Here is a 26,066-nt window from a genome sequence, read left to right as displayed (position 1 = left end):
TGCCATCGCACGGGCGAATGAAAAAAGATGAGCGCCGGCCCGACCGGCCCCGTGGGTCCCGAACGTAATGGCTTGCTTGGTTGTCGCTGATCCGGGGATCGCCGCCTATAACACTTCGGTTGAATTGGGTACCCCCGGAGCGCTGGTCGCCTACAGTACGAAAACGACGGGAGGCTGGCAGTTCAGGGGACATGAGATCGTAATTAGCCGTCTGAGTTGCCACGACTTGCTTGAGGCAGCGGAGGGAAGGCTACTTGGCCGGTCGTCGTAGGAGTCGGGATGGGTTCTGATGTTGTGACCCCGGTCGCGGTTATCGGCATGGCCTGCCGGCTTCCAGGGGGGATCGACTCTCCGGAACGGCTGTGGGAAGCGCTGTTGCGGGCCGATGACGCGATCACCGAAGTGCCGCCGGACCGTTGGGACGCCGACGAGTTCTACGACCCCGAGCCGGGAGTCCCGGGTCGGTCGGTGTGCAAATGGGGCGGATTCCTCGACGACATCGCCGGGTTCGATCGCGAATTCTTCGGGATCGAGGAGCGGGAGGCGATCGCGCTCGACCCGCAGCACAGGTTGTTGCTCGAAACCTCCTGGGAGGCCATGGAGCATGCCGGAATCCCGCGAGAGGCGATGGTCGAGTCCCTGACCGGTGTGTACGTCGGCCTGACTCATTCCGACTATCAAGTGATGGGCGCTGAATCCGAGGCGATGGAAGGGCCTTATGGGCTCCACGGCAACACCTTCAGCATGGCGTCGGGCCGGATTGCCTATGCCTTGGGACTGCGCGGTCCCGCGCTCACAGTCGATTCCGCATGCTCGTCCAGCCTGCTCGCCGTGCATATGGCTTGTCGCAGCCTGAACGACGGCGAAACCGACTTGGCCCTCGCCGGGGGCGCCTTCGCCATGCTCGAACCACGGAAATTCGTTGCCGGCTCGGCACAGAACATGCTGTCTCCCACCGGACGCTGCCGTGCCTTCGACGTCGCGGCCGACGGATATGTGTTCGGCGAGGCTTGCGTCGTGGTGTTGCTCAAGCGCTTGCCGGACGCGTTGACCGACGGCGATCGGATCCTGGCGGTGATTCGTGGCACGGCCGCTAATCAGGACGGCCGCACCAGCGACCTCGCCATACCCTCGGCGACGGCCCAGACCGCGGTATACCGGTCGGCGTTGGCGGCTGCGGGCGTCGACGCGCGGACCGTCGGGATGGTTGAGGCGCACGGCCCGGGCGCCCCGGCGGGTGACGCGATCGAGTACGCCAGCCTCGCGGAGGTATACGGCACCGACGGCCCCTGCGCCCTGACCACAGTGAAGGCCAATTTCGGCCACACGCAGTCCGCGTCCGGAGCTCTCGGGTTGATGAACGCGGTCCTCGCGCTGCAGCACGGTGCGGTACCCCGGCATCCGCACTTCACCCGTCTGCCCGACGAGGTTGCCCGCATCAGCACCAAACTTTTTGTGCCACAACAGATTACTGAGTGGCCTAGCAACGGTGCGCACCCCCGGCGGGCGGCGGTGTCGTCGTACGGTCTTTCCGGAACCAACGTGCATGCCGTCCTGGAACAGCCGCCCTTGAATTCTCCGGTTACCGACGCGCCCGAATCCACGTTATTCGAATCACCACTGCTGTTCCCGATCTCGTCCACCTCGCCGGATGAACTGCGACGTACCGCCGGCCGGCTCGCCGACTGGGTGCAGGCTCATGACGAGGTGGCGCTGCCGGATCTTGCCTACACCCTGGCGCGCCGGCGCGTGCACCGGCCGATCCGGGCGGCGGTCGTCGCCCGGACTCTCGAAGAGCTGACCACCGGCTTGCGCAGGGTCGCCGGCAGCGATGCCCGTTTTCAGCCGGCGGTCGGCGGCGATGACCGGGGGCCGGTGTGGGTGTTCTCGGGGCCGGGCTCGCAGTGGGCGAGGATGGGTGCTGACCTGCTGGCGACCGAGCCGGTGTTTGCCGCGACTGTCGCCCAGATCGAACCGCTGATCGCCCGCGAGTCAGGGTTCTCCGTCTCCGAGGCGATGTCGTCGACCGAGATCGTTTCCGGCATAGATCGGATCCATCCGACCTTGTTCAGCATGCAGGTTGCCCTCGCCGCCACCCTGAAGGCGCACGGGGTGCGACCGGGCGCGGTCATCGGGCACTCCATCGGTGAGACTGCCGCGGCAGTGGTCGCGGGTGCCCTGTCGCTGGAAGACGGAGTGCGGGTCATCTGCCGCCGTTCCCGGTTGATGTCGGCCATTGCCGGTGCCGGGGCGATGGCATCGGTGGAATTGCCTGCCAAGCAAGTACTTTCGGAGCTGGTGAGCCGGCGAGTCGACGACGTCGTTGTCTCGGTGGTGGCCTCGCCGCAGTCCACGGTGATCGGCGGTGCCGCCCAAGCGGTCCGCGAGCTGGTCGAATCCTGGGAGCAGCGTGACGTGATGGCTCGCGAGATCGCCACCGACGTCGCCGTGCATTCGCCTGAAGTCGATGCAATCCTGGACCAGCTGACCGACTCGATCGGCGATATCCGTCCGATGACCCCGGAAGTTCCCTTTTACTCGGCAACCGGGTTCGACCCACGCGAGGAACCGGTGTGCGACGCGTGGTACTGGTCGGAGAACCTGCGCAACACTGTGCGCTTCGCTGCAGCAGTGCGAGCCGCGTTGGAGGACGGCTACCTGGTCTTCGCTGAGTTGGCACCACACCCGCTGCTGATCGACGCGGTCGAGCAGAACGCCCAGACCCTCGACATGTCGGTGGCGGCGCTGGCCAGCATGCACCGCGACCAGGACCTGACCCACGGGCTGCGTGGTTTTCTGGCGGATCTGCACAGCGCGGGTGGCGCGGTGGACTTCTCGGTGCTGTATCCGGACGGGCGGTTGGTGGATGCACCGCTGCCGACGTGGACCCGCCGTCGGCTGTGGCTGGACCGCGACGGTCAGGAAGCCTCCACCACCCACGGCGGCTACACCGTTTCGGTCCATCCGCTGCTGGGCCAGCACGTGGATTTGCAGGAGGAGCCGGAACGCCACGTCTGGCAAGGGCAGGTGGGAACCGCCGTCCAGCCCTGGCTAAGCGATCACCTGGTCGGGGATGTGGCGGTGCTGCCGGGGGCGGCCTTTTGCGAGATGGCGTTGGCGGCGGCGCGCACCGTGCTGGGCGGGGCGTGCGAGGTCCGCGACCTCCGCTTCGACGAGGCGCTGCAGCTGCAGGAGCAGACCACCGTGGGCGCGGTGGCAACTGGCGTATTGCCGGGCGTCGTCGACTTCAGCGTCGAGACGCATCAGGGCGGCGAGCACAGGCGGCAAGCCAGTGCTGTGCTGCATGCCGCTGACGACGAGCAGCCCCCCGCGCAAGACATGGCCACGCTTCTTGCCGCGCACCCGGGAAGCGAGGACGGCTCGGCGCTGCGCAGCCGCCTCAACCAGCGTGATGTCCAGTATGGTCCGGCGTTCAGTGGTCTGCGTACCGTGCACACCGGTGACGACGCGACGGGCACGGTCCTTGCCGAGGTCGCGCTGCCAGGCGAAATCCGAACGCAACAAGGCGCTTTCGTCGTGCACCCGGTGCTGCTGGATGCATGTTTTCAGTCCGTCGCGGCTCACCCGGATGTCCAGGCCCTCCGCGAAGGTGCGCTGGGATTGCCGTCGGGTATCCGTCGACTCCGCTCCTACGCTGCTGCCCGGAACGCAAAGTACTGCTACACCCGGGTGACGAAGGCCGATGCCTTAGGGATCGAGGCGGACCTCGACGTACTTGACCAGCACGGTGTTGTCCTGGTGAGCGTGCGGGGACTGCGACTGGGCACGGACGCCTCCGACAGCGGAGGTTACGACCGCTCGCTGGCCGAGCGGCTGCTGACGATCGAGTGGCAGCGGAGAGAACTGCCCGAGCTGGAGAAGACCGACGCCGGAAACTGGCTGCTGATCAACACCAGCGACACCGCGGACGGGCTCGCCGGGACCTTGCCCGGCGCGCTCAAGAATCATGGCGCGCAATGCACCACCATGTGGTGGCCGGTGGACGCCGATCAGCCGTCAAACTCCGAACAGCTTGGAAATCAGCTGCGGACCGCTGAATTCAGCGGAGTGGTGATCCTGACTGGACCGCAGGACGGTGACGATGTCGATCAACCGCCGGTGGTGGGCCGTGAGTACGTGCGGCACTTGATGCGGATTGTCCGGCAGTTTCCGCCGAGTGCCGGTGCGCCGCCCCGTGTGTACGTGGTGACCCGCAATGCCCAGAGTGTGCTGGCGGGTGATGTGGTCAACTTGGAGCAGGCGGGACTGCGAGGCTTGTCTCGGGCAATCGCGGCCGAGCATTTGCACCTGAACACCATTCAAGTTGACGTCGACGAGGGCACCGACGTCGAACTGTTGGCGGCGCAGATGCTTGGCGGGTCGGGGGAAGATGAGACGGCGTGGCGGGGCGGGGGGTGGTTTGTGGCCCGGTTGGTGCGCAGCCCGTTGCGTGCCGAGGAGCGCCGTATTGCGGTGGTCGATTATGCCCGTGACGGGGTGCGCGTGCAGCTCCGCGCACCGGAAGACCTGAAAACTGTGGAACTGGCTGCCTGTGATCGGGTTGCGCCCGGGCTAGGGCAGATCGAGGTCGGTGTCAGCGCCTGCGGTGTCAATCCGGCCGAGGTGCGCGCCGCTGCGGGCCGCTCCCGCGACGGAGCGCAGTTGGGGACTGATTTTGCCGGGGTAATCACCGCGGTGGGTCCTGGAGTGGAGGCCCATCGGGTGGGTGAGCGGGTCGGTGGCCTGTGCCCCGGCGGCGCTTGGGCCGGGTTTGTGACCTGTGATGCGCGCCTGGTCGCGGCGTTGCCGGACGGGTTGTCGGAGCCGCAAGCCGCCGCGTTGACCACCGCGAACGCCACCGCGTGGTACGCCTTGCAGGAGTTGGCCCGTGTCGAGGCGAGCGACAAGGTGTTGATTCACTCGGCGACCCACGATATCGCGCAGGCGGCCGTCGCGATCGCCCGCGCGGCGGGAGCCCAGGTCTTTGCCACCGGCGCCCGCGAGGCGCATCGGCAATGGTTGCGCGAGTTGGGCATTGAGCAGGTGTACGACGCGAGCAGCATCGAGTTCGCTGAGCTGATCCGTGCTCATACCGGCGGCTACGGGGTGGACGTGGTGCTCAACTTGGCTACCGGCACGCTCCGGCGCGCCAGCTTGGACTTGCTCGCCCCCGGCGGGCGATTCGTCGAGATCGGCGCGGCTGACCTGTGCGCCGACACCCGGCTAGGACTTGCACCTTTTAGGCGCAACCTCACCTTCTACGCCATGGATCTCGCGGTGCTGGCACAGAGCCACCCCCACCGGGTGCACACATTGCTGAGCACGGTGTATCGGCTCAGCGCCGAAGGGGTGCTGCCGGTGCCCGAGGCCACGCATTACCCGCTGACCCAGGCCGCCACCGCCTTGGCGGAGATGAGCAATCCCGATCACAGCGGCAAACTCGTGCTCGACATCCCACGCGCCGGCACCAACCGCGTGACGGTGCCGCCGCAACAGGCCCGGGTGTTTCGTGGTGACGGCGCCTACATCGTCACCGGCGGGCTGGGCGAGCCGGGGCTGTTTTTTGCTGCACACCTGGCCGAGGCCGGCTGTAAGCGCATTGTGCTGGGTTCGCGCTCACAACCCGCCCCCGACGCATTGGCGAGGGTCGAGGCTATCCGCGGGCACGGCACGGAGGTCGTGGTGGAGTGCGGCGACATAGCCGAGGCTGACACCGCGCAGCGGTTGGTCTCCGCCGCGACGGCCACCGGGCTCGCGCTGCGCGGGGTGTTACACGCCGCCGCGCTGCGCCACGACCCCACCGCGAGCGATCTCACCGACGAGCTGCTCGCGCAGAGCTGGGCGCCCCAGGTCTATGGCGCCTGGAACCTGCATCTGGCCAGCGCCGCGCACCCGCTGGACTGGTTTTGCGTGTTCACCTCGGCCAGCGCACTGCTCGGCGCGGCCCCCCCCGCCGCGCCCGCCGCAGCACACAGCTGGCTGGACGCCTTCACCCGATGGCGCCGAACCCGGGGCCTGACCGCGACCACCATCGCGTGGGGTCCCTGGGCCCCCACCGCCGACAGCCCCGACCCAAGCACCATCACCGCCGAGCAAGCCACTCACGCGTTTCAAACCCTGCTCCGTCACGACCGCGCCACCACCGGCTACGCACCCCCCGCCGCCACCACGTGGCTGAGCGCCTTCGCCCACCGCAGCCCCTTCGCTGAAGCGTTCCGCGCCGACATCCACCACAGCACGGGCAGCAAAAAGCTCCGCGCCGAACTCGACGGACTACCCCCCGACCAATGGCCCGCCCGGCTACGGCGACTGATCTCCGACCAGGTCAGCCTCATTCTGCGCCGCGAGGTCGATCCCGACCGGCCCCTCCCCGAATACGGCATGGACTCACTGGGCGCCCACGAACTACGCACCCGCCTCGTAACCGAAACCGGAATCCGCGTCACATCCACCGACCTCGCAAAAATCAGCACCATCCGCGGCCTGGCCGAACTGCTGCACGAAAAACTAACCGCCAGGCAAGTGGCGTGACGTCGCGCTATTCGCGAAGCCGATTGGACGGAGAATCGTGAAGAGCTTGCTCAAAAAGTTACTATTAGCGCTTTTGGAGCCTGTTGAGTTCGGCTTGTTGATCTTTTCGGCGGCATTCACGCTCAATTACTGGCAAGGATGGGTTTTCCTGGCAGCATTCACCGTTCCGGGCTACCTTTTCGGCATCTACTTGCTGCGTACGAATCCGGCTGCGCTGGAGCGTCGCAGGCGGGGGGGACCAACCGCGGAGGCCAGACCGGCGCAGAAGGCGGTCATGGGTATCGCATGGTTGTCGCTGGCCGCGATGATGGTGGTCAGCGCCCTCGACCATCGCTTCGGCTGGTCGCACGTGCCAACGGCAATTTGTGTGGTCGGTGATGTCCTGGTAGCCGTTGGCGTTAGCGTGATGATGCTGGTTGTCGTTCAGAACAGCTATGCGTCCGCAACGATCCGGGTCGAGTCAGGCCAGGAGCTTATCTCCACCGGTCTCTACAGGGTCGTACGCCATCCCATGTACACCGGCAACGTGATTCTGATGGTCGGCGTCCCGCTTGCTCTCGGTTCGTACTGGGGACTCGTCTTCGTCGTGACTGGCCTATTGATACTCACCTGGCGCATCCGCGATGAGGAAGAGCTGCTCCGGGAAGAATTGCGCGGATACCAGGAGTACACGCAGAAAGTTCGCAGTCGCCTGGTGCCGTGCATGTGGTAGCGGCCGCGTGCTCACTCGGGAAGCTTTCTCTCCCAGGCCGGCATACTGCGTAACTGCTCGCTCAGGTCGCTAACGGTCGGGGCCTCGAACAGGGCACCCACCGGAAGGTGGATATCAAATGCCGCGTTGATCGCGGCGATTGCCCGCAGCGCGGAAAGCGAATCCCCGCCGAGATCGAAGAACGACTCACCAACCCCGACCCGGTCCAGCTTCAATATCTGCGCGTAGATGTCGGCCAGGATCTGCTCGACGAGAGTGGCCGGTGCGCGATGACCGTTCTCCGAGTTTTCCGGCTTCGACGGCGACGTGCTGACCGCCTGGGTCGGCAACGCGTGGTTGCGGTGTTCGCCGATCCGTGGCCGATCACTGCTACCCGGCAGGTTGATCGACGACAGTTGCCGAGTGGGTTCGGCGGCCATCAGCGCCAGCAACCAATTGAATCGCTCCATCAGCCGTTCGATGCCGGCCGTGTCGAATACATCCGTGCGGAATTGGACACGGAGCTCGATTTCACGGCCGGGGACGGCCTGGATGGTCAACGGGTAGTGGTAGGGGTCACGGTTGGTCACCTCGTCGACGACCAGTCCGTCCGCGGCGAACGACGCGTCCTGGCCAACCGGGTAGTTCTCGTATACGAAAACGGTGTCGAACAGCTGGTGATGACCCGCGATCCGATGAATTTCACGCAGCCCCAGATGCTGGTGCTCAAGGGTGTCGTTGCGCGCGGTTTGCAACTGCTCGAGCAGGTCTGCGGTGGTGGTTGTAGCCGCGATCCGCGCCCGCACCGGGACCGTGTTGATCAACAGCCCCACCATCGCTTCGGCGCCGATCACCTCGTCGGGCCTACCGGAAACCACTGCACCGAAGGCGACATCCGGCGCGCCGGTCAGCCAAGCCAGTATCTGCGCCCAGGCGCCGTGCAGCACCGTACTGACGGTGGTGTGGCGCAAGCGCGCCAGCTCGCCGATGGCGCGCGTGGTCTCTTCAGGGACGAGGAAGGACTGTACCCCTCGCTGCCCTAGTCCTAGCCGGTCCGGCGGACCCACCAACGTGGGAGTGTCGAGACCGGTCAGCACCGTGCGCCAAGCCGCTCGGGCCGAGGCGCGGTCCTGACCGGACAGCCAGGTCACAAACTTGCGGTACGGCACGGCCGCAGGCAGCCGATGCCCGCCATAACTGGCGAACAACTCCTGCTGCAGGATCTGCAGCGACCAGCCATCCATCAAGATGTGGTGGAACGTCAGCACGATCCGGTGTCGATCGTGTGCGGTGCGGATCAACGCCACCCGGAAGGCCGGCGGCTCGGCCAGGTCACAGACAGCGACGCGTTCGGCGGCGCATATCCCCGTTAGCTGCTCATCCGCGTCGACGTTGTGGGCCAAGTCGACATACCGCCAGGCGGGCTGGGGGTCGGCCGGGATGATCTGCACCGGTTCCTCGAACTGTGCAAGGAATCGGGCCGCCAGGTTGGGATGCCGGCCGACCACCGTGTGTACCGCATCGCGCAGCCGGCGCTGGTCGAGCGGCCCGGAAACGGCGATGTCCAGCTGCACCGCGTACACGTCGTCGCCGGATTCTTGCGCGGCGCCGGCATGGAACAGAAGCCCCTGCTGCAGCGGCGTCAGCGGTAGTACATCGGCGACGCGGTATTGCCTGCACAGCTCGTCGATCTGCTGCTGGTTCAGTTGGGCCGGCGCGACATCCGAGGGCGTCAACCCGCCCCCACCGCGGCGGACATGGGCGCAGATGCCCGCCAGGGCCTCAAACCACAACCGGCTCAGGCGGCTGACCTGTGCGCGGTCCACCGCGGAGGGCGCCCACGTCCAGTTGGCGTGCAGACTTGGACCGCTATCAGTGTCAGCAGTGCTGGCATTGACCTCGATGGTATGGGCGAGCGTCAGAGGCAGATCCATGCTGGCGCCCGCCGAGCCGTCTTGGGCGACGCGCCAGAAATCCTCGGAGAGTTCGGCGGCAGCAGCACCCAGACGCCCGAGATAGTTGAACCCGATCGGGGGGTCAGCGCCGTCCAGGTCAACGTCGGGGTTCAAGTAGCGCAGGACCCCGTAGGTCAACCCGTCCGGCAAAGCGCGCAGCTGCTCCTTGACGTCTTTGACGACCGCTCCCAGGGCCGCCTCACCGGAGATCACCTGCTCCCACGTGAGCTCACCGACGGCCGCCCCGACATGCAAGGACACCGGATACTTTGTAGTGAACCAGCCCACCGTGCGGGACAGATCGATATCGTCGCCCAGCTCCTCGTGGCGCCCGTGACCTTCGACGTCGATACCGACCGGCCCAGAACCGGTGCCCAGGAACTCGGCGACAGCCAAGCCGAACGCAATCAGCAAGACGTCCTGCACGCCGGCATGAAACGCCGCGGGCACCTCGCCCAGCAGCATCCGGGTCGTCTCGACGTCCAACTCCACCGACAAATGTCCGGCGCTGGCGAAGGTGTCCACTCCAGGCTGCACCGCCGGCAACACCGTGGGCGTGGCCGCCACTTGGCGCCACACCTCGGCCTGGGCTACTACCGCCGTCGACTGCGCATAGTCAGCCAGCAGCGACGCCCATCGCGCGAACGACGTACCCTCCCCCGTCAGCGCCACGGGCTGACGGTCACGATGCTGAGCCCAGGCGATGTTGAGGTCCTCCAACAGAATTCGCCACGACACGCCGTCCACCGCCAGATGGTGAACGATCAACGCCAATTGACCGGCAGCACTCGCCCACACCGCGCTGAGCATCGCCCCGGCGGCCGGGTTCAGCCGCGACAACGCCTGTGTCACAACCTCTTCGGACAACACGTCCACCGATTGCAGGCAGCCGCCGGCGGCAACGGACCCGGCCTCGCGCACCTGCAGCAACCAGTCGCCGGCGCCGTCGTCCTCGACGCGCAGCCGCAACATCGCATGCCGATCCAGCAACGCCTGCAACAGCACCACCACGTCGCCTTCGGTCACGCCCGCGGGAGCCTGCACCACCATCGTCTGGTTGAACCGGTCGACTGGGCCGTCCATGCCCTGCAGCCACCGCATGATCGGGGTGGTCACCACCGGCCCGGCGCCCTCGTCGGCCACGGCACCGGCAGTGTCGGCCACCCGCGCCACCCGGGCCAGCCGGGCCACCGTCTGCTCGACGAAGATATCGCGAGGCCGACAGACCACCCCGGCCATCCGGGCCCGGGCGACCACCTGCATGGACAGAATGCTGTCCCCACCCAGCTCGAAGAACGACTCGTCGACTCCGACTCGCTCGAGGCCCAGGACTTGCGCGTAGATGTCGGCCAGGATTTTCTCGACCGCGCTGGCCGGAGCCCGGTAATGGTCGGCCTCCTGGTATTCCGGCGCCGGTAGCGCACGGGTGTCGAGTTTGCCGTTGACGGTCAGGGGCAGCGCGTCGATCACCACCACCGCAGCGGGAACCATGTACGCCGGGAGCCGCTCGGCCAACGCAGTCCGCGCAGTCGCGGGGTCCACCGTCCCGGTTACCGACTCGGTCACATAGCCCACCAGACGTTTGTCACCCGGACGGCTTTCGCGGGCGATCACCACCGCCTGCTCCACTCCGGCCAGGCCGGCCAGCGCTGCGCGCACCTCCCCCAGCTCGATGCGGTACCCACGAATCTTGACCTGATCGTCTGCGCGGCCCATGTAGTGCAGCTGTCCGTCAGCTCCCCAACTCACCACATCCCCGGTGCGGTACATCCGTTGTCCGGGCGCGCCCAACGGGCACGCGACAAACCGCGACGACGTCAATCCCGCGCGGCCGACATACCCGTGCGCCAGCCCGCGACCAGCGACATAAAGTTCACCGGCGACACCGACCGGCACCGGCCGCAGCCACGCGTCCAACACGAAAAAGCCGAGATGCGCCAACGGCACCCCGATCGGGCTCACCGAAGCTCCGACGTCGCTGCCGACGATTTCCCGGAACGAGGCGTGCACCGTCGTCTCGGTGATTCCATACATGTTGATCAGGCGGGGCGATCCCGGATGGCGGTCCAGCCAGCTGCCAAGGCGCTGCGGCTCCAGCGCTTCACCGCCGAACACCACCGTTTGAAGCTTGAGTTGACGTCCCGTTTCCGCCTGTAGGGCGTCGGCGGTTTGCAACGCATAAAACGCGGACGGTGTCTGGCTCAACACACTGACGTGTTCGGAAACCAGCAAGGCGTGCAGGTCTTCTGGTGAGCGGACCACATGGTCGGGCACCATCACCAGCCGCCCGCCGTGCAGCAGCGCACCGAAGATCTCCCACACCGAGAAGTCGAATGCCAGCGAATGGCATTGCGTCCATACCTGGCCCGGCGACAGGTCCAGGTCGTGGTCCAGCGTCTCGAGCAGCCAGCTCACGTTCTGATGCGAAACTGCAACACCTTTGGGCGCACCTGTGGTTCCCGAGGTGTAGATCAGGTATGCGACGTCATCGGGCGCCGGCGCCGGCAACGCGGTGACGGGTTGGGTGTCGATCCTCGGATCGTCGACGTCGACGACGGGCACCCCGCGCCCGTCCAGCCGGTCGGCCAGCCCGGCACTCGTGACGGCCGCGATCGGCGCGGCGTCGTCGAGCATGAATCCCATCCGCGCCGCCGGATGCGCCGGGTCCATCGGCACATACGCGGCTCCGGTTTTGAGTACCGCGAAAATCGCCACGACCGCCTCAGTCGCGCGGGGCAACAGCAGCGCCACCCGCTTGCCCGGGCCCGCGCCGTGCCCGATCAGCAGGTGCGCCAACCGGTTGGCGGCTTCATCCAGCTCGCGATAGGTCATGGAGCGACCGTCTAAGGTCAGCGCCACGGCTTCCGGCGCCCGCTCGACCTGCGCGGCAAACAAAGCCGGGATCGATGCCGCGCGCGGCGTGGGCGCGGTCAGCGCCGCACGGTTACCCCACTCGTAAAGCCCGGCGCGCTCGCCGCCGTCGAGCACGTCCAGCGACGACAGCCGCCGGCCCGGGTCAGCGGTCATGGCCAGCAACACGCGCCGTAACCGCTCGACCAGCACCTCGATACTGGCCGCTTCGAACACATCCGTGCGGAATTCCACCTCACCGGAAATGCCGGCGGGCTCCCCTGCCTCGGTCCAGCGTTCAGCCAGTGAAAATGTCAGGTCCACGCGAGCGGTGCGAGTGTCCACGCCAAGCGGGGTGACCTGCAGATTGCCCAACGCCAGTCCAGGGTCGCTGAGCTGGCGGCCGAAGTTCTGCCAGGCCAGCACCACCTGCACCAGCGGGTGATGGGCGAGGCTCCGGGTGGGATTGAGACGCTCCACCAGCACCTCGAAGGGCACGTCCTGATGCTCGTAGGCGGCCAGGCTGCGCTGACGCACCTGGGCCAGCAACTCAGCGACGGTGGGATCGTCGGACAGATCGACCCTCAACACCAGGGTGTTCACAAAGAAGCCCACCAGGTCATCGAGGGCGGGATCGCGGCGCCCGGCGATCGGGAACCCGACGGCCACATCGCTGCTGGCGCTGATCTTCGACAGCAGCACCGCCAGGGCGGCCTGGACCACCATGAAACTGGTCGCGCTGTGCGCACCGGCGACCTGGGCAACCTGCTGCTGCACCTGCGCCGGCCAGTCCACCGCAACCCGGGCCCCGCGGTAGTCAGCCTCCGGCGGATAGGGCCGATCGGTCGGAAGCTGCAGCCGCTCGGGCATCCCGGACAGCGCACGCTGCCAGTACGCCAGCTGCGCGGCGATAGGGCTGTCGCTATCGGTCAGATCGCCCAGATGCCCGCGCTGCCACAGGGTGAAATCGGCATACTGCACCGGCAACGGCGCCCATCCCGGTACCCCACCCGCACAGCGGCCGGCATACGCCACATCCAAATCGCGCAGCAGCGGGGCCATCGACACCCCGTCGGCGGCGATGTGGTGAACCACGGCCACCAACACGTGTTCCTCGCTGGAGAGCCTGAAAAGCCTTGCCTGCACCGGGATTTCGGTCGCAAGGTCGAACGGGTAACTGGCCGTGGCGTCGATGGCCGCACCGAGCTGAGCCGGCGACCAGTCGCCCGCATCGATGACCTGCCAGCCGAAATCGGGCCGGTCGACCGGAATGACCAGCTGCTGAGGTATCCCGTCGGGCGCCGGAAAGAGCGTGCGCAGGCTCTCATGGCGGCCTACCACATCGGCCAGCGCCGCACCGAGCAGGTCCCCGTCAACCCGTCCGCCCAGCCGCAACACGACCGGGATGTTGTAAATCGGCGAGGGCCCCTGCAGCTGGCTGATAAACCACAGTCGGTTCTGCGCGAACGACAACGGAACCACGGCGGGCCGCTCCACCGCCACCAAGCGCGGGACCTGGGCCCCACCCACACCGATCCGGGGCGCCAGCTGGGCAATCGTGGGTGCCTCGAACATGGTCCGCACCGCAAGGCGGGTATCCAGCGCGGTGTTGATCGCTGCGACCACCCGCATCGCCGACAACGAATCCCCACCCAGGTCGAAGAACGAATGGTCGACGCCGACCCGCTCGATTTCGAGGACCTGCGCATAGATGCCGGCCAGCAGCTCCTCGATCGCGTTGGTCGGGGCGCGGTAACGACCGTCGTCCTGATAGTCGGGAGCCGGCAGGGCGCGGGTGTCGAGTTTGCCGTTGGGAGTGAGCGGCAGCGCGCCGATCACCACCACCGCGGACGGAACCATGTACGACGGCAGTCGTTCGGCCAGCTCGGCGCGGGCCGCCGCCGGGTCTGCGGTGCCGGTGACATAACCGACCAGCCGTTTGTCTCCGGGCCGGTCCTCTCGCGCGACGACGACCGCTTGCTCTACCCCGTTCACGCCGGCCAACGCCGTGCGGACTTCGCCCGGTTCGATCCGATGTCCACGGATCTTGACCTGATCGTCGGCGCGGCCCAGGTATTGCAGCTGGCCGCCGGGACCCCAGCACACCAGATCGCCGGTGCGATACATCCGCTGTCCCGGTTGCCCCGCACTGTCCACGGTCGCGAACGGGCAAGCGACAAACCGCGACGCCGTCAACCCCGACCTGCGCACATACCCGCGCGCCAGGCCGGCACCCGCGACGTACAGTTCGCCAACCACACCGACCGGGACCGGCCGCAACCAGCCGTCGAGCACGAACAACGCCGCACCCGGCACCGGCGATCCGATCGGCACCGGCCCTTTGTCGCCCTGCCCCGCCTGCAGCGGCGCACTGATCGCGACACACATCGTGGTCTCGGTCGGGCCGTAGGCGTTGATCATCACCCGCCCCGGCGCCCACCGATCCACCACCTCGGCCGGGCAGGCCTCACCGACCAGGACCAAGGCCATTGATTCCAGGCCCTTGGGCGAGAGCACCGCGATCGCCGACGGCGTCTGCGTGAGCACAGTGACCTGTTCGTCGACCAGTAACGTCTGCAGGTCGCCCGGCGAACGGACCACCGCCTCGGGAACCACAACCAGCCGCCCACCGCCGAGCAGCGGAGCGAAGATCTCCCACACCGAAACGTCGAAAGCCAGGGAATGGCACTGTGTCCACACCGCCGCCGGCGGCAGGCCGGCGTCCAGTGACTCCAGCAGCTGAGTCACGTTGCGATGGGTGATCGCCACGCCTTTGGGGATGCCGGTGGTCCCCGACGTGTAGATGAGGTAGGCAACCTCGTCGGGGTTCACCGTCGGCAACGTTGCCTTCGGATGGATGTCGGCGACGGAGTCGTCTGCGTCAATGACCGGCAGGCCGGATCCCTTGAGCCGGTCGGCCAGCCCCGACATGCTGATCGCGGCAACCGGTGCGGCGTCGGCAATCATGAATTCCATTCGTGCCGTGGGATGCGCCGGGTCGATCGGCAGATACGCCGCCCCGGTCTTGAGCACCGCCAAGATCGCCACGACGGCCCGCGCCGAGCGCTCCATCAACACGGCCACACACTGTCCCGGACCGGCGCCCTGCCCGGCCAACACCTGCGCCAACCGGTCCGCCGCCTTGTCGAGCTCGCGATACGTCATCGAGCGGCCTGCGAAGGTCAGTGCCCGCGCGTCCGGGTGACTCGCCACCCGGGCGGCAAACACCGCCGGGATCGACGGGGCCGTCAGCGGCTGGGCCAGCACCGACCGGTTGCCCAGCCGCTCCAGCCGGGTGCGCTCGGCGGAATCCAGCAGATCCATCGACGACAACCGCAGCCCGCGGTCAGCGGTGATGGCCGCCAGCACCCGGCGTAGCCGCTCGACCAGCGCCTCGATGCCGGCCGCGTCGAACACATCGGTGCGGAACTCCACAGTCCCGCCGATCCCGGCGGGTTCGCCGGCCGCCGTCCAGCGTTCGGCCAGCGAGAACGTCAAATCCATGCGAGCGGTATTGGTGTCCACCGGAACCGGGCTGACCTGCAGATCTCCCAGTGCCAGTCCAGCGGTGGGATCGGTGTCCTGCCAGTTCTGCCAGGCCAGCATCACCTGTACCAGCGGGTGGTGGGTCAGCGACCGGATCGGGTTGAGCCGGTCCACCAGCACCTCGAAGGGCACATCCTGATGTTCGTACGCGGCCAGGCTGCGCTGACGGACCTGCGCCAGCAGCTCGGCGACGGTGGGATCACCGTTCAGGTCCAGCCGCAGCACCAGGATGTTGACGAAGAAGCCCACCAGGTCGTCCAGTGCGGAATCGCGCCGCCCGGCGATCGGGAAGCCCACCGCCACGTCGCTGCTGGCACTCAGCGAGGACAACAGCACCGCCAGGGCGGCCTGCATCACCATGAAGCTGCTGGCGTTGTGTTCACGCGCCGTCGCACGGACCCGCTGTTGCAACTCGACCGGCCAGTCCACCGCGACGGTGGCCCCGCGCTGATTGGCGACCGGCGGATAGGGCCGGTCGGTGGGCAGCTGCACCCGCTCGGGCATCCCGGCCAGCGCGTCCTGCCAGTAAGCCAACTGGACGCCGATTCGGCTGTGCGGATCCTGCAGCTCGCCGAACTGTTCGCGCTGCCACAGCGTGTAGTCGACGTACTGCACCGGCAACGGCGCCCAACTTGGGGGCTGACCCGCGGACCGGCTGGCATAGGCCACACCCAGATCACGCACCAACGGCGTCACCGACAAGCCGTCAGCGGCGATATGGTGCACCACGGCGACCAGCACGTGCTCGCCGTCGGCGACACGGAAAAGCTCTGCCTGGAAAGGCATTTCGCTCGCCAGGTCAAACGGGTACCGCGCCGCGGCGCCGACGGCCTCGGCCAGCCGGCCCGTCGACCACCCCGTTGCGTCAACGACCTGCCAGCCGAAGTCGATCCGCTCGGGCGACAACACCACCTGGTGCGGGGTTCCCTCCGCGGCGACGAAGACGGTGCGCAGGGTCTCGTGGCGGCTCACCACGTCGGCCAGCGCCGTTCTCAGCACCTCGGGATCCAGCCTCCCGACCAGCCGCAATGCCACAGCTAGGTTGTAAACCGGCGACGGCCCCTCCAACTGGTCGAGGAACCACAACCGGCTCTGGGCAAACGACAACGGCAGCACCGAAGGCCGCTCGGCGGGCACCAACGCGTCCAGACGGTCGCCGTCGGCACCGATGCGCGGCGCCAATTGCGCCACGGTGGGTGCCTCGAAGACCGTGCGCACCGCCAGGCCGACCTCCAGGGCGGTATTGATCGCAGCGACGACCCGCATCGCCGAGAGTGAGTCCCCGCCGAGGTCGAAGAACGAGTCGTCGACTCCGACCCGCTCGATCCCGAGGACTTGGGCGTAGACGCCGGTCAGGATCTCCTCGATGGCCGTGGCGGGGGCGCGGTAGCGGTCGGTCTCCTGGTATTCGGGAGCCGGCAGAGCGCGCTTGTCGAGTTTGCCGTTCACCGTCACCGGCAGCGCATCGATGGCGACCACGGCGGACGGCACCATATAGGCCGGCAGTCGCTCGGCCAACGCCGCGCGCATCCCGGCCGGGTCAACGGTCCCGGTGACGTATCCCACCAAACGTTTGTCGCCGGGACGGTCCTCGCGGGCGATCACCACCGCCTGCTGCACACCGGCCAGCCCGGCCAGCGCGGCCTGCACCTCACCCAGCTCGATGCGGTACCCGCGGATCTTGACCTGTTCGTCGGCGCGCCCCAGATATTGCAGCTGCCCGTCAGCGCCCCACGACGCCAGGTCCCCGGTCCGGTACATGCGCTGTCCGGACGCCCCGAACGGGCACGCCACAAACCGCGTCGCCGTCAGATCCGAACGGCCCACATACCCGCACGCCAGCCCACCACCGGCCACGTACAGCTCACCGACCACGCCGGTGGGCACCTGGTGCAACGACTGGTCCAGGACGAAAAAGCCGAGATGGGCCAGCGGAACCCCGATGGGGCTGGCATTGCCGGCGACGTCGCCGTCGGTGACCTCGCGGAACGAGGCATGCACCGTCGTCTCGGTGATGCCGTACATGTTGATCAGTCGCGGCGATCGTGGATGACGGTCCAGCCAGGTGCGGAGGCGTTGTGGTTCCAGCGCTTCACCGCCGAACACCACCGTCTGCAGCTGCAGCCGCTGCCCTAATTCGGGGGCCAGCGTGTCGGCGGTCTGCAATGCGTAGAACGCAGACGGCGTCTGGCTCAATACGCTGACCTGCTCATTGACCAACAAGGCATGCAGGTCCTGCGGCGAGCGCACCGCACGGTCGGGCACCACCACCAGCCGCCCGCCGTGCAGCAGGGCACCCCAGATCTCCCACACGGAGTAGTCGAACGCCAACGAGTGGCACTGCGTCCATGCCTGACCCGGCAACAGATCGAGCCCGGAATCCAGGGCCTCCAGCAGCTGGTGGACGTTGCGGTGGGTGACTGCCACGCCCTTGGGGACGCCGGTGGTCCCTGAGGTGTAGATGATGTAGGCGATCCCGTCGGGGGCCGGCGCCGGCAACGCGGTATTCGGGTAGCTGCCGATGCGGGTGTCATCGGGATCGATGACACACAGGCCACCACCGCCCAGCCGCTCAGCAAGCCCGGTCGACGCAATCGCCGCGATCGGGGCGGCGTCGGCCACCATGAACTCGATCCGCGCCGACGGGTGCGCTGGGTCCATCGGCAAATACGCCGCCCCGGTTTTGAGCACCGCCAGAATCGACACGACGGCCTCGGCCGAACGCTCCATCAGCAGGGCCACACACTGACCTGGACCCGCGCCCTGCCCAATCAGCAAGTGCGCCAACCGGTTAGAAGCCTCGTCCAACTCGCGATAGGTAGACGAACGCTCCCCGCATACCAGCGCGACGGCCTCCGGGGCACGGTCCACCTGAGCGGCGAACATCGCCGGAATCGACGCGGCGGAGCCCGGCACAGGCTGGTTCAATACCGCCCGGTTGCCCCACCCATCCAGGGCGGCATGCTCGTCGGCATCGAGCAGATCCATCGACGACAGCCGCCGGCCGGGGTCGGCGGTCATCTCCGCCAACACCCTCCGGAACCGCGCGATCAGCGCCTCGATGCTCGACGCGTCGAACACATCCGTCCGAAACTCCACAGTCCCGCCGATTCCGGCAGACTCCCCCGCCTGATTCCAGCGTTCAGCCAGCGAAAACGTCAGATCGACCCGCGCGGTGTGGGTGTCGGCCGAGAGCGGCGCGACCTGCAAATCGCCCAGGGACAGCTCGTCTTGTCCGGCCCCCTCCTGTCCGGCGAAGTTCTGCCAGGCCAGCATCACCTGGACCAGCGGGTGATGGGTTTGGCTGCGGGTCGGGTTGAGCCGCTCGACGAGCACCTCGAAGGGGACGTCCTGATGGTCGTAGGCGGCCAGGCTGCGACCGCGAACCTGGGCGAGCAACTCGGCAATGGTGGGGTCACCGCCCAGATCGACGCGTAACACCAAGGTGTTGATGAACGCCCCGACCAGGTCGTCGAGGGCCGGGTCGCGCCGCCCGGCGATCGGGAATCCCACTGCCACATCGCTGCTCGCGCTGATCTTGGAGAGCAATATCGCCAGCGCGGCCTGAACCACCATGAAACTGGTCGAGTTGTGCTCGCGGGCCAAAGCGTGCAGCCGCTGCTGCAGCTCGGCGGGCCAGTCCACAGCCACCGTGGCGCCGCGGTAATCGGCTACGGGCGGGTAGGGGCGATCGGTGGGCAGCTGCACCCGTTCCGGCAGCCCCGCCAGTGCGTCTTCCCAATACGCGAGCTGGGCGGCGATGCGGCTGTGGCTGTCGTCCAGGTCGCCGAACTGCGCCCGCTGCCACAGCGTGTAGTCGACATATTGCACCGCCAACGGCGCCCAGCCGGGGGCCTGACCCGCAGACCGGCTGGCATATGCCATCCCCAGGTCACGCACCAAGGGGGTGATCGACCAGCCGTCAGCGGCGATATGATGTGCCGCCGCGACCAGCACGTGCTCCTCTGTGCTGATGCGGAAAAGCCTTGCCTGCAAAGGGATTTCGGCCGCCAAGTCGAAGGGGTGGCGCACCACGGCGTCGATGGCCTCCGCCAGCCGGCTCGCCGGCCACCCGGTGGCGTCAACGACAGCCCAACCGAAGTCGCCCCGCAGCGCCGGCACCACCTGCTGATGCGGTACGCCATCGACCGCCGGGAACAACGTCCGCAGACTCTCGTGGCGGTCCACCACGTCGGCGATCGCCGCACGCAGCGCCTCGACATCGAGGCGCCCGCGCAGCCGCAACGCCACCGGCATGTTGTAGATCGGCGACGGCCCGTGCAGCTGATCCAGGAACCACAACCTGCTCTGGGCAAACGACAACGGGACCACCGCGGGTCGCTCGGCCGGCACCAGCGGCTCGAGGCCACCGCCTTCGGCACCGATCAGGGGCGCCAACTTGGCGACGGCGGGCGCGTCGAAGAAGCCGCGCACACCCAGGTGCGCATCCAGGCCGGCGTTGATCGCCGCGACGACGCGCATCGCCGACAGGGAATCCCCGCCGAGATCGAAAAACGAATCATCAACGCCGACCCGCTCCAAGCCCAGCACCTGGGCGTAGATGCCGGCCAGGATTTCCTCGATCGCCGTGGTCGGGGCGCGGTAGCCGGCGGCATCCTGGAATTCCGGCGCCGGCAGGGCGCGCCTGTCGAGTTTCCCGTTGACGGTCAAGGGCACCGCGTCGATTACCACCACCGCGGCCGGGACCATATAGCCCGGCAGTCGCTCGGCGAGCTTTGCGCGCGCCGCGGCCGGATCCGCGGTTCCGGTGACGTAGCCGACGAGACGTTTGTCGCCGGGACGGTCCTCGCGGGCGATCACCACCGCCTGCTCGACACCGTCGAGGCTGGAAAGCGCTGCCTGTACCTCGCCGAGCTCGATCCGGTAGCCGCGGATCTTGACCTGCTCGTCGGCGCGGCCCAGATACTCGAGCTGCCCGTCGGCGTCCCAGCGCACCAGATCCCCGGTGCGGTACATGCGCGCCCCGGGTCCGCCGAACGGGCAGGCCACAAAGCGCGACGACGTCAGCCCGGCCCGGCGCATATACCCGCAGGCCACTCCGCTGCCGGCCACATACAGCTCGCCGACCACACCTTCGGGCACCTGACGCAACCATCCGTCCAGCACGAACAATGCTCCGCGTGGCATCGGCGAGCCGATCGGCACAATCCCGTTTTTCGCCGAATCCGCCCTCAGCGGCGCGCTCATGGCCGCGTACACCGTGGCCTCGGTCGGGCCGTAGGCGTTGATCATCACCCGCCCCGGAGCCCACCGGTCCATCAGCTCGACCGGACACGCCTCACCGGCGACCATCAACGCCATCGAGCCCAGGCCCTCCGGTGACAACATGCCTACCGCAGAAGGGGTTTGGCCCAACACGCTGACTTCTTCAGCGACCAGCAGGGCATGAAAATCTTCCGGTGATCGCGCCACCGACTCGGGCACCACCACCAGGCGGCCACCGTGCAGCAGCGCTCCGAAAATCTCCCACACCGACACGTCGAAGCTGTAGGAATGCCACTGCGACCACACCTGGCCCGGTAGGCCCGCGGGCAGCGACTCCACCAACTGGGTCACGTTGCGGTGGGCAACGGCAACCCCTTTGGGCACACCTGTGGTGCCGGAGGTGTAGATCAGGTAAGCCAGCTCGTCGGGCGCCGGTGCCGGCAGCCCCGTGCCTGGATACGCCTGGACGCGGGGGTCCTCGACGTCGACGACCACGAGCTCACACCCAGCCAGCCGATCGGTCAGCGCCGCGGTCGTCAGCGCGGCAACCGGCCTCGCATCGCCCACCATGAACTGCACCCGCGCCACCGGCAGTGCCGGGTCGACTGGCATGTACGCCGCCCCCGTCTTGAGCACCGCCAGAATCGACACGATCGCCTCAGCCGACCGGGAAAACATCAACGCCACACACTGGCCCGGGCCCGCACCGTGCCCAATCAGCAAGTGCGCCAACCGGTTAGAAGCCTCATCCAACTCTTGGTAGCTCCATGAGCGCTGCCCACACGTCAACGCCGCCGCACCTGGGGCACGCGCCACCTGCGCGGCGAACACCGCCGGAATCGACGCGGCGGAGGCTGACACAGGCTGGTTCAATACCGCTCGGTTGGACCACTCAGCCAGCCGGGCATGCTCGGGCCCGTCGAGCAGATCCACCGACGACAACCGCGCGGTGGGGTCGGCGATCATCGCCAGCAGTAGCCGCTGCAACCTGTCGATGAGCTTGTCGACGGCGGCCGCGTTGAACACGTCCGTGTCGTATTCGACGCGAAGGCCCAGTTCGGTGCCGGGCAACACCATCACCGCAAGGGGGTAATGGTTGTATTCGCGGCCGGTGACCTCGGCGATGGTCAGTCCGTCGGCGCTCGACATCGCGGCGCTATCGATCGGGTAGTTCTCGTAGACGAAGAGGGTGTCGAAAAGGTGATCGTGGCCGGTGATGCGGTGAATCTCGCTGAGCGCCAGGTGCTGATGGTCGAGGGTGTCGCTGTAGGCACGCTGCAGCTGGTCGAGCAAGTCTGCGAACGTGGTTGCCGGCGTGCTGTGTGCGCGCACCGGCACGGTGTTGATCATCAGGCCCACCATTGATTCCGCCCAGGCGACCTCCGCCGGGCGGCCCGACAGCGCAATCCCGAATGCGACGTCATGCTGGCCGGTCAGCCACATCAGCAGCTGCGCCCAGGCGCCCTGCAGCACGGTGTTGACGGTGGTCTGGTGCGAGCGGGCCAGCTGGCCCAGCGCCTCGGTGGTCGCTTCCGGCACCTGGAACGACGCGACCCCGCGCTGCCCGAGCTCTAGCCGGCCCGCCGGGCCCACCAAGGTGGGGGCGTCAAATCCGGCCAGCAGCTCGCGCCAGGCAGCGCGGGCGGCATCGAGGTCTTGATCGGCCAGCCAGCTGACAAACCTGCGGTACTGCGGGGCGGCAGGCAGTCGGTGTCCGTGGTAGCTGGCGAAGACTTCCTGCAGCAGGACCGGCAACGACCAGCCATCCAGCACGATGTGGTGAAAGGTGAACACGGCGCGATGCCGGTCGGCTGCCGTGCGGATCAAAGTCGCCCGGAACGCCGGGGGATTGGCGAGGTCACAGACCGCGGCGCGCTCTTCGGCGCACAGCCGCTGAATCTGCTCCTCAGCGTCGAGTGCCTTTACGCCGGCGGCGCCGTCCATTTCGACATACCGCCACCCCGCCTCGGGATGGGCCGGGATGATCTGCACCGGCTCGTCGAACTGTGAGCAGAATCGGGCGGCCAGGTTGGGGTGCCGGCTGATCACGGTCTGCACCGCATCGCGCAGGCGGTTGGGGTCCAGCGGGCCGGTCACGGTGATAGCCGACTGCACCGCGTATATATCGTCAGTGCCGCCCTGCGCGGCGCTGGCGTGAAAGAGCAGCCCCTGCTGAACCGGCGTCAGCGGGAGCACGTCAGCGATTCGATATTGCCGGCACAGCTCGTCGATTTCAGGCTGGCTCAACCGGGCAGGTGCGATATCGGACGGGGTCAGCCCGCCGCCACCGCGACGCACATGCGCGCAGATGCCCGCCAGGGCTTCGAACCATAATTGGCTGAGGCGGCTGATCTGTGGGTGATCCAGTGCCGACGCCGCCCATGTCCAGTTGGCGCGCAACTGCGGGCCGATGCCGTTGTCCACGGTGCCGGCGTCGAGGTCCAGGGTGTGCATCAGCGGCATGGGTGCCGCGGCCGCGCGGGTCGATGATAAGCCTTCTCGGCTAACCCGCCACAGGTCGTCGGAAAGCTCGGTAGCAACGCCCAGCCGCCCCAGATAGTTGAACCCGATCGGCGGGTCGGCGCCGTCTAGGTCGACCTCGCTGTTCAGATAGCGCAGCACACCGTAGGTCAACCCGTCGGGAAGGGCTCGCAGCTGCTCTTTGGCGTCCTTGATCACCGTCCCCAGCACGGCTTCGCCGGCCACCACCTGCTCCCACGACGGGCCAACAACCGTCCTCGCGACGTTCAACGCCACCGGGTATTTGCTGGTGAACCAACCCACCGTGCGCGACAAATCCACATCGGAGGCCAGCTCCTCTTGGCGGCCGTGGCCCTCCACATCGATGCCGATCGGCGTCCGACCGGTGCCCAAAAACTGTGCCAACGCCAGGCCGAACGCGATCAGCAGAACGTCCTGCACCCCGGCATGGAACGCCGCGGGGACCTCTCCCAGCAGCATGCGGGTGGTCTCGACATCCAGATCCGCTGACAGGTGCCCGGCGCGTTCATAGGTATCCGTCTGGGGGCGCACCGGCGGAAGCGCGGCCGGTGTCGCCGCCACCCGCCGCCACGTCTCGGCTTGCTCCACAACCTCGGGGCGGCGCGCATACTCGACCAGCAGCTTCGCCCACCGGGCAAACGACGTCCCGCCCATCGGCAAGCTCGCCGCCTTCCCGGCGCGATGCTGGCCCCAGGACACGTTGAGGTCTTCCAGAAGAATTCGCCACGACACTCCGTCGACGGCGAGATGGTGGATGAGCACGACCAATTGGCTGGTGGGGGTCACCCACAGTGCGCTCACCATCGCCCCGGCGGCTGGGTTCAACCGGGCGCGCGCCTGCCGCAGCGCGTTGTCCGACAGCACGTCCACCGCGTGCAGGCACCCGCTCGCCTGCACGGATCCCGCTTCGGGCACGTGCAACGACCAACCACCGGCGCCGTCGTCGTCGACGCGCAGCCGCAACATCGCATGCCGATCCAGCAACGCCTGCAATACCACCGCCACGTCGGCGTCGGTCACATCAGCGGGAGCCTGGATCACCACCGCCTGGTTGAACTGATCGATCGGGCCATCCACGCCCTGCAGCCACCGCATGATCGGGGTGGCCAGCACCGGCCCGATGCCTTCGTCGATGACGCCACGGGCAGCGTCGGCCACCTGGGCCACTCTGGCCAGCCGGGCCACGGTCTGCTCGGCGAAAACATCGCGCGGCTTGCACAGCAGGCCGGCCGCACGAGCGCGCGCCACGACCTGCATCGTCAGGATGCTGTCCCCACCCAGCTCGAAGAACGAGTCGTCGACCCCGACCCCCTCCAAGCCCAGCACCCCGGCGTAGATGCCGGCCAGGATCTCCTCGACCGCGTTGGCCGGGGGGCGGTAACGATCGCCTTCCTGGTATTCCGGTGCCGGAAGGGCTCGTTTGTCGAGTTTGCCGTTGACAGTCAGCGGCAGCGCCTCCAACCCCACCACCGCCGCCGGGACCATGTAGGCCGGCAGCCGCTCGGCGAGCGCGGTGCGCACCAGAACCGGGTCTGCGGTCCCGGTCACATACCCCACCAGCCGCTTGTCGCCGGGGTGGTCCTCGCGGACGATGACCTCCGCCTGCTCCACGCCGTCCAGCCCGCTCAGGGCGGCTTGCACGTCACCGAGCTCGATGCGGTACCCGCGGATCTTGACCTGCTCATCGGAGCGACCCTGATACTGCAGCTGCCCATCGGCGCCCCAACGCACCAGATCCCCGGTGCGATACATGCGCGTCCCCGCACCGCCGAACGGACAGGCCAGAAACCGCGACGCCGTCAAACCGGCCCGACGCCAATACCCGACGCCCAATCCGGCGCCGGCCACATACAACTCACCGACCACACCGACGGGCACCGGACGCAACCAGTTATCCAGCACAAAAAAGGCCAGATGCGCCAACGGCACGCCGATGGGGCTGGCGGTGCTGGCGACATCGCGGTAGACGATCTGCCGGATCGAGGCATGCACCGTCGTTTCGGTGATGCCATACATGTTGAGCAGCCGCGGTGATCCGGGATGGTTGTCCAGCCATGTCTCAAGGCGTCGGGGTTCGAGCGCTTCACCGCCAAACACCACAGTCTGCAGCTTGAGCTGACCTTCGGTCTCAGCCGAGCGCGATTGGCTCATGCCGAGCCAGTGCGTCACCGAGCGCTCGAACGACGTGATCTCGGTTTGCCACCACAGTTGAGCGTCGACGGTTTGCAGCGCGTAAAACGCCGATGGGGTCTGGCTCAACACGCTGACTTGTTCAGCGACCAGGAGGGCGTGCATATCTTCCGGTGAGCGGACCACCTCGTCGGGCACCACCACCAGCCGCCCGCCACCCAGCAGCGCGCCCCAGATTTCCCACACCGAAAAGTCGAAAGCCAACGAGTGACACTGCGACCAAACGCGTCCCGGCGCCAGCTCGGCGTCCAATGTTCCCAGCAGCCGGGTCACGTTGCAGTGGGCGACCGCCACGCCCTTCGGTACACCGGTCGTGCCGGAGGTGTAGATGAGGTAGGCGATGTCGTCGGGGGCCGGCAGCGGTAGTGCGGTGCTGGGTTGGGTGTCAACAACTGGGTCGGCGAAATCGATGACCAGCAGGTCACATCCATCCAGCCGCGACCGCAGGCCCTCGGTGGTGATCGCGGCGATCGGCGCCGCATCGCCAACCATGAACTCCATCCGCGCTGCGCCATGCGCCGGGTCGATCGGCAGGTATGCCGCCCCGGTTTTCAGCACGGCCAACATGGCGACGA

The 26,066-nt window shown here is 67.5% G+C and carries 3 protein-coding genes; 2 read left to right on the top strand and 1 reads right to left on the bottom strand.

Going from position 1 to position 26,066, the window contains the following annotated elements:
- The first annotated feature begins 279 nt into the window (after positions 1–279).
- Positions 280–6,531, top strand: a complete 6,252-nt coding sequence (locus A9W99_RS24980) for a type I polyketide synthase (RefSeq protein WP_067384896.1) — start codon at positions 280–282, stop codon at positions 6,529–6,531.
- 37 nt (positions 6,532–6,568) lie between these two features.
- Positions 6,569–7,243, top strand: coding sequence for an isoprenylcysteine carboxylmethyltransferase family protein (locus tag A9W99_RS24975; protein ID WP_067384893.1), 675 nt, complete (start codon positions 6,569–6,571; stop codon positions 7,241–7,243).
- 11 nt (positions 7,244–7,254) lie between these two features.
- On the opposite strand, the gene A9W99_RS24970 is transcribed toward A9W99_RS24975, so the two are convergent.
- On the bottom strand, positions 7,255–26,066 hold an 18,812-nt coding region (locus A9W99_RS24970), incomplete at its 5' end, for a non-ribosomal peptide synthase/polyketide synthase (protein WP_253870404.1).

The organism is Mycobacterium sp. 1164966.3 (assembly GCF_001665395.1).
Lineage (GTDB): Bacteria > Actinomycetota > Actinomycetes > Mycobacteriales > Mycobacteriaceae > Mycobacterium.
Note: the sequence above shows the minus strand (reverse complement) of the source record. Positions and strands in the feature narration are given on the sequence as shown.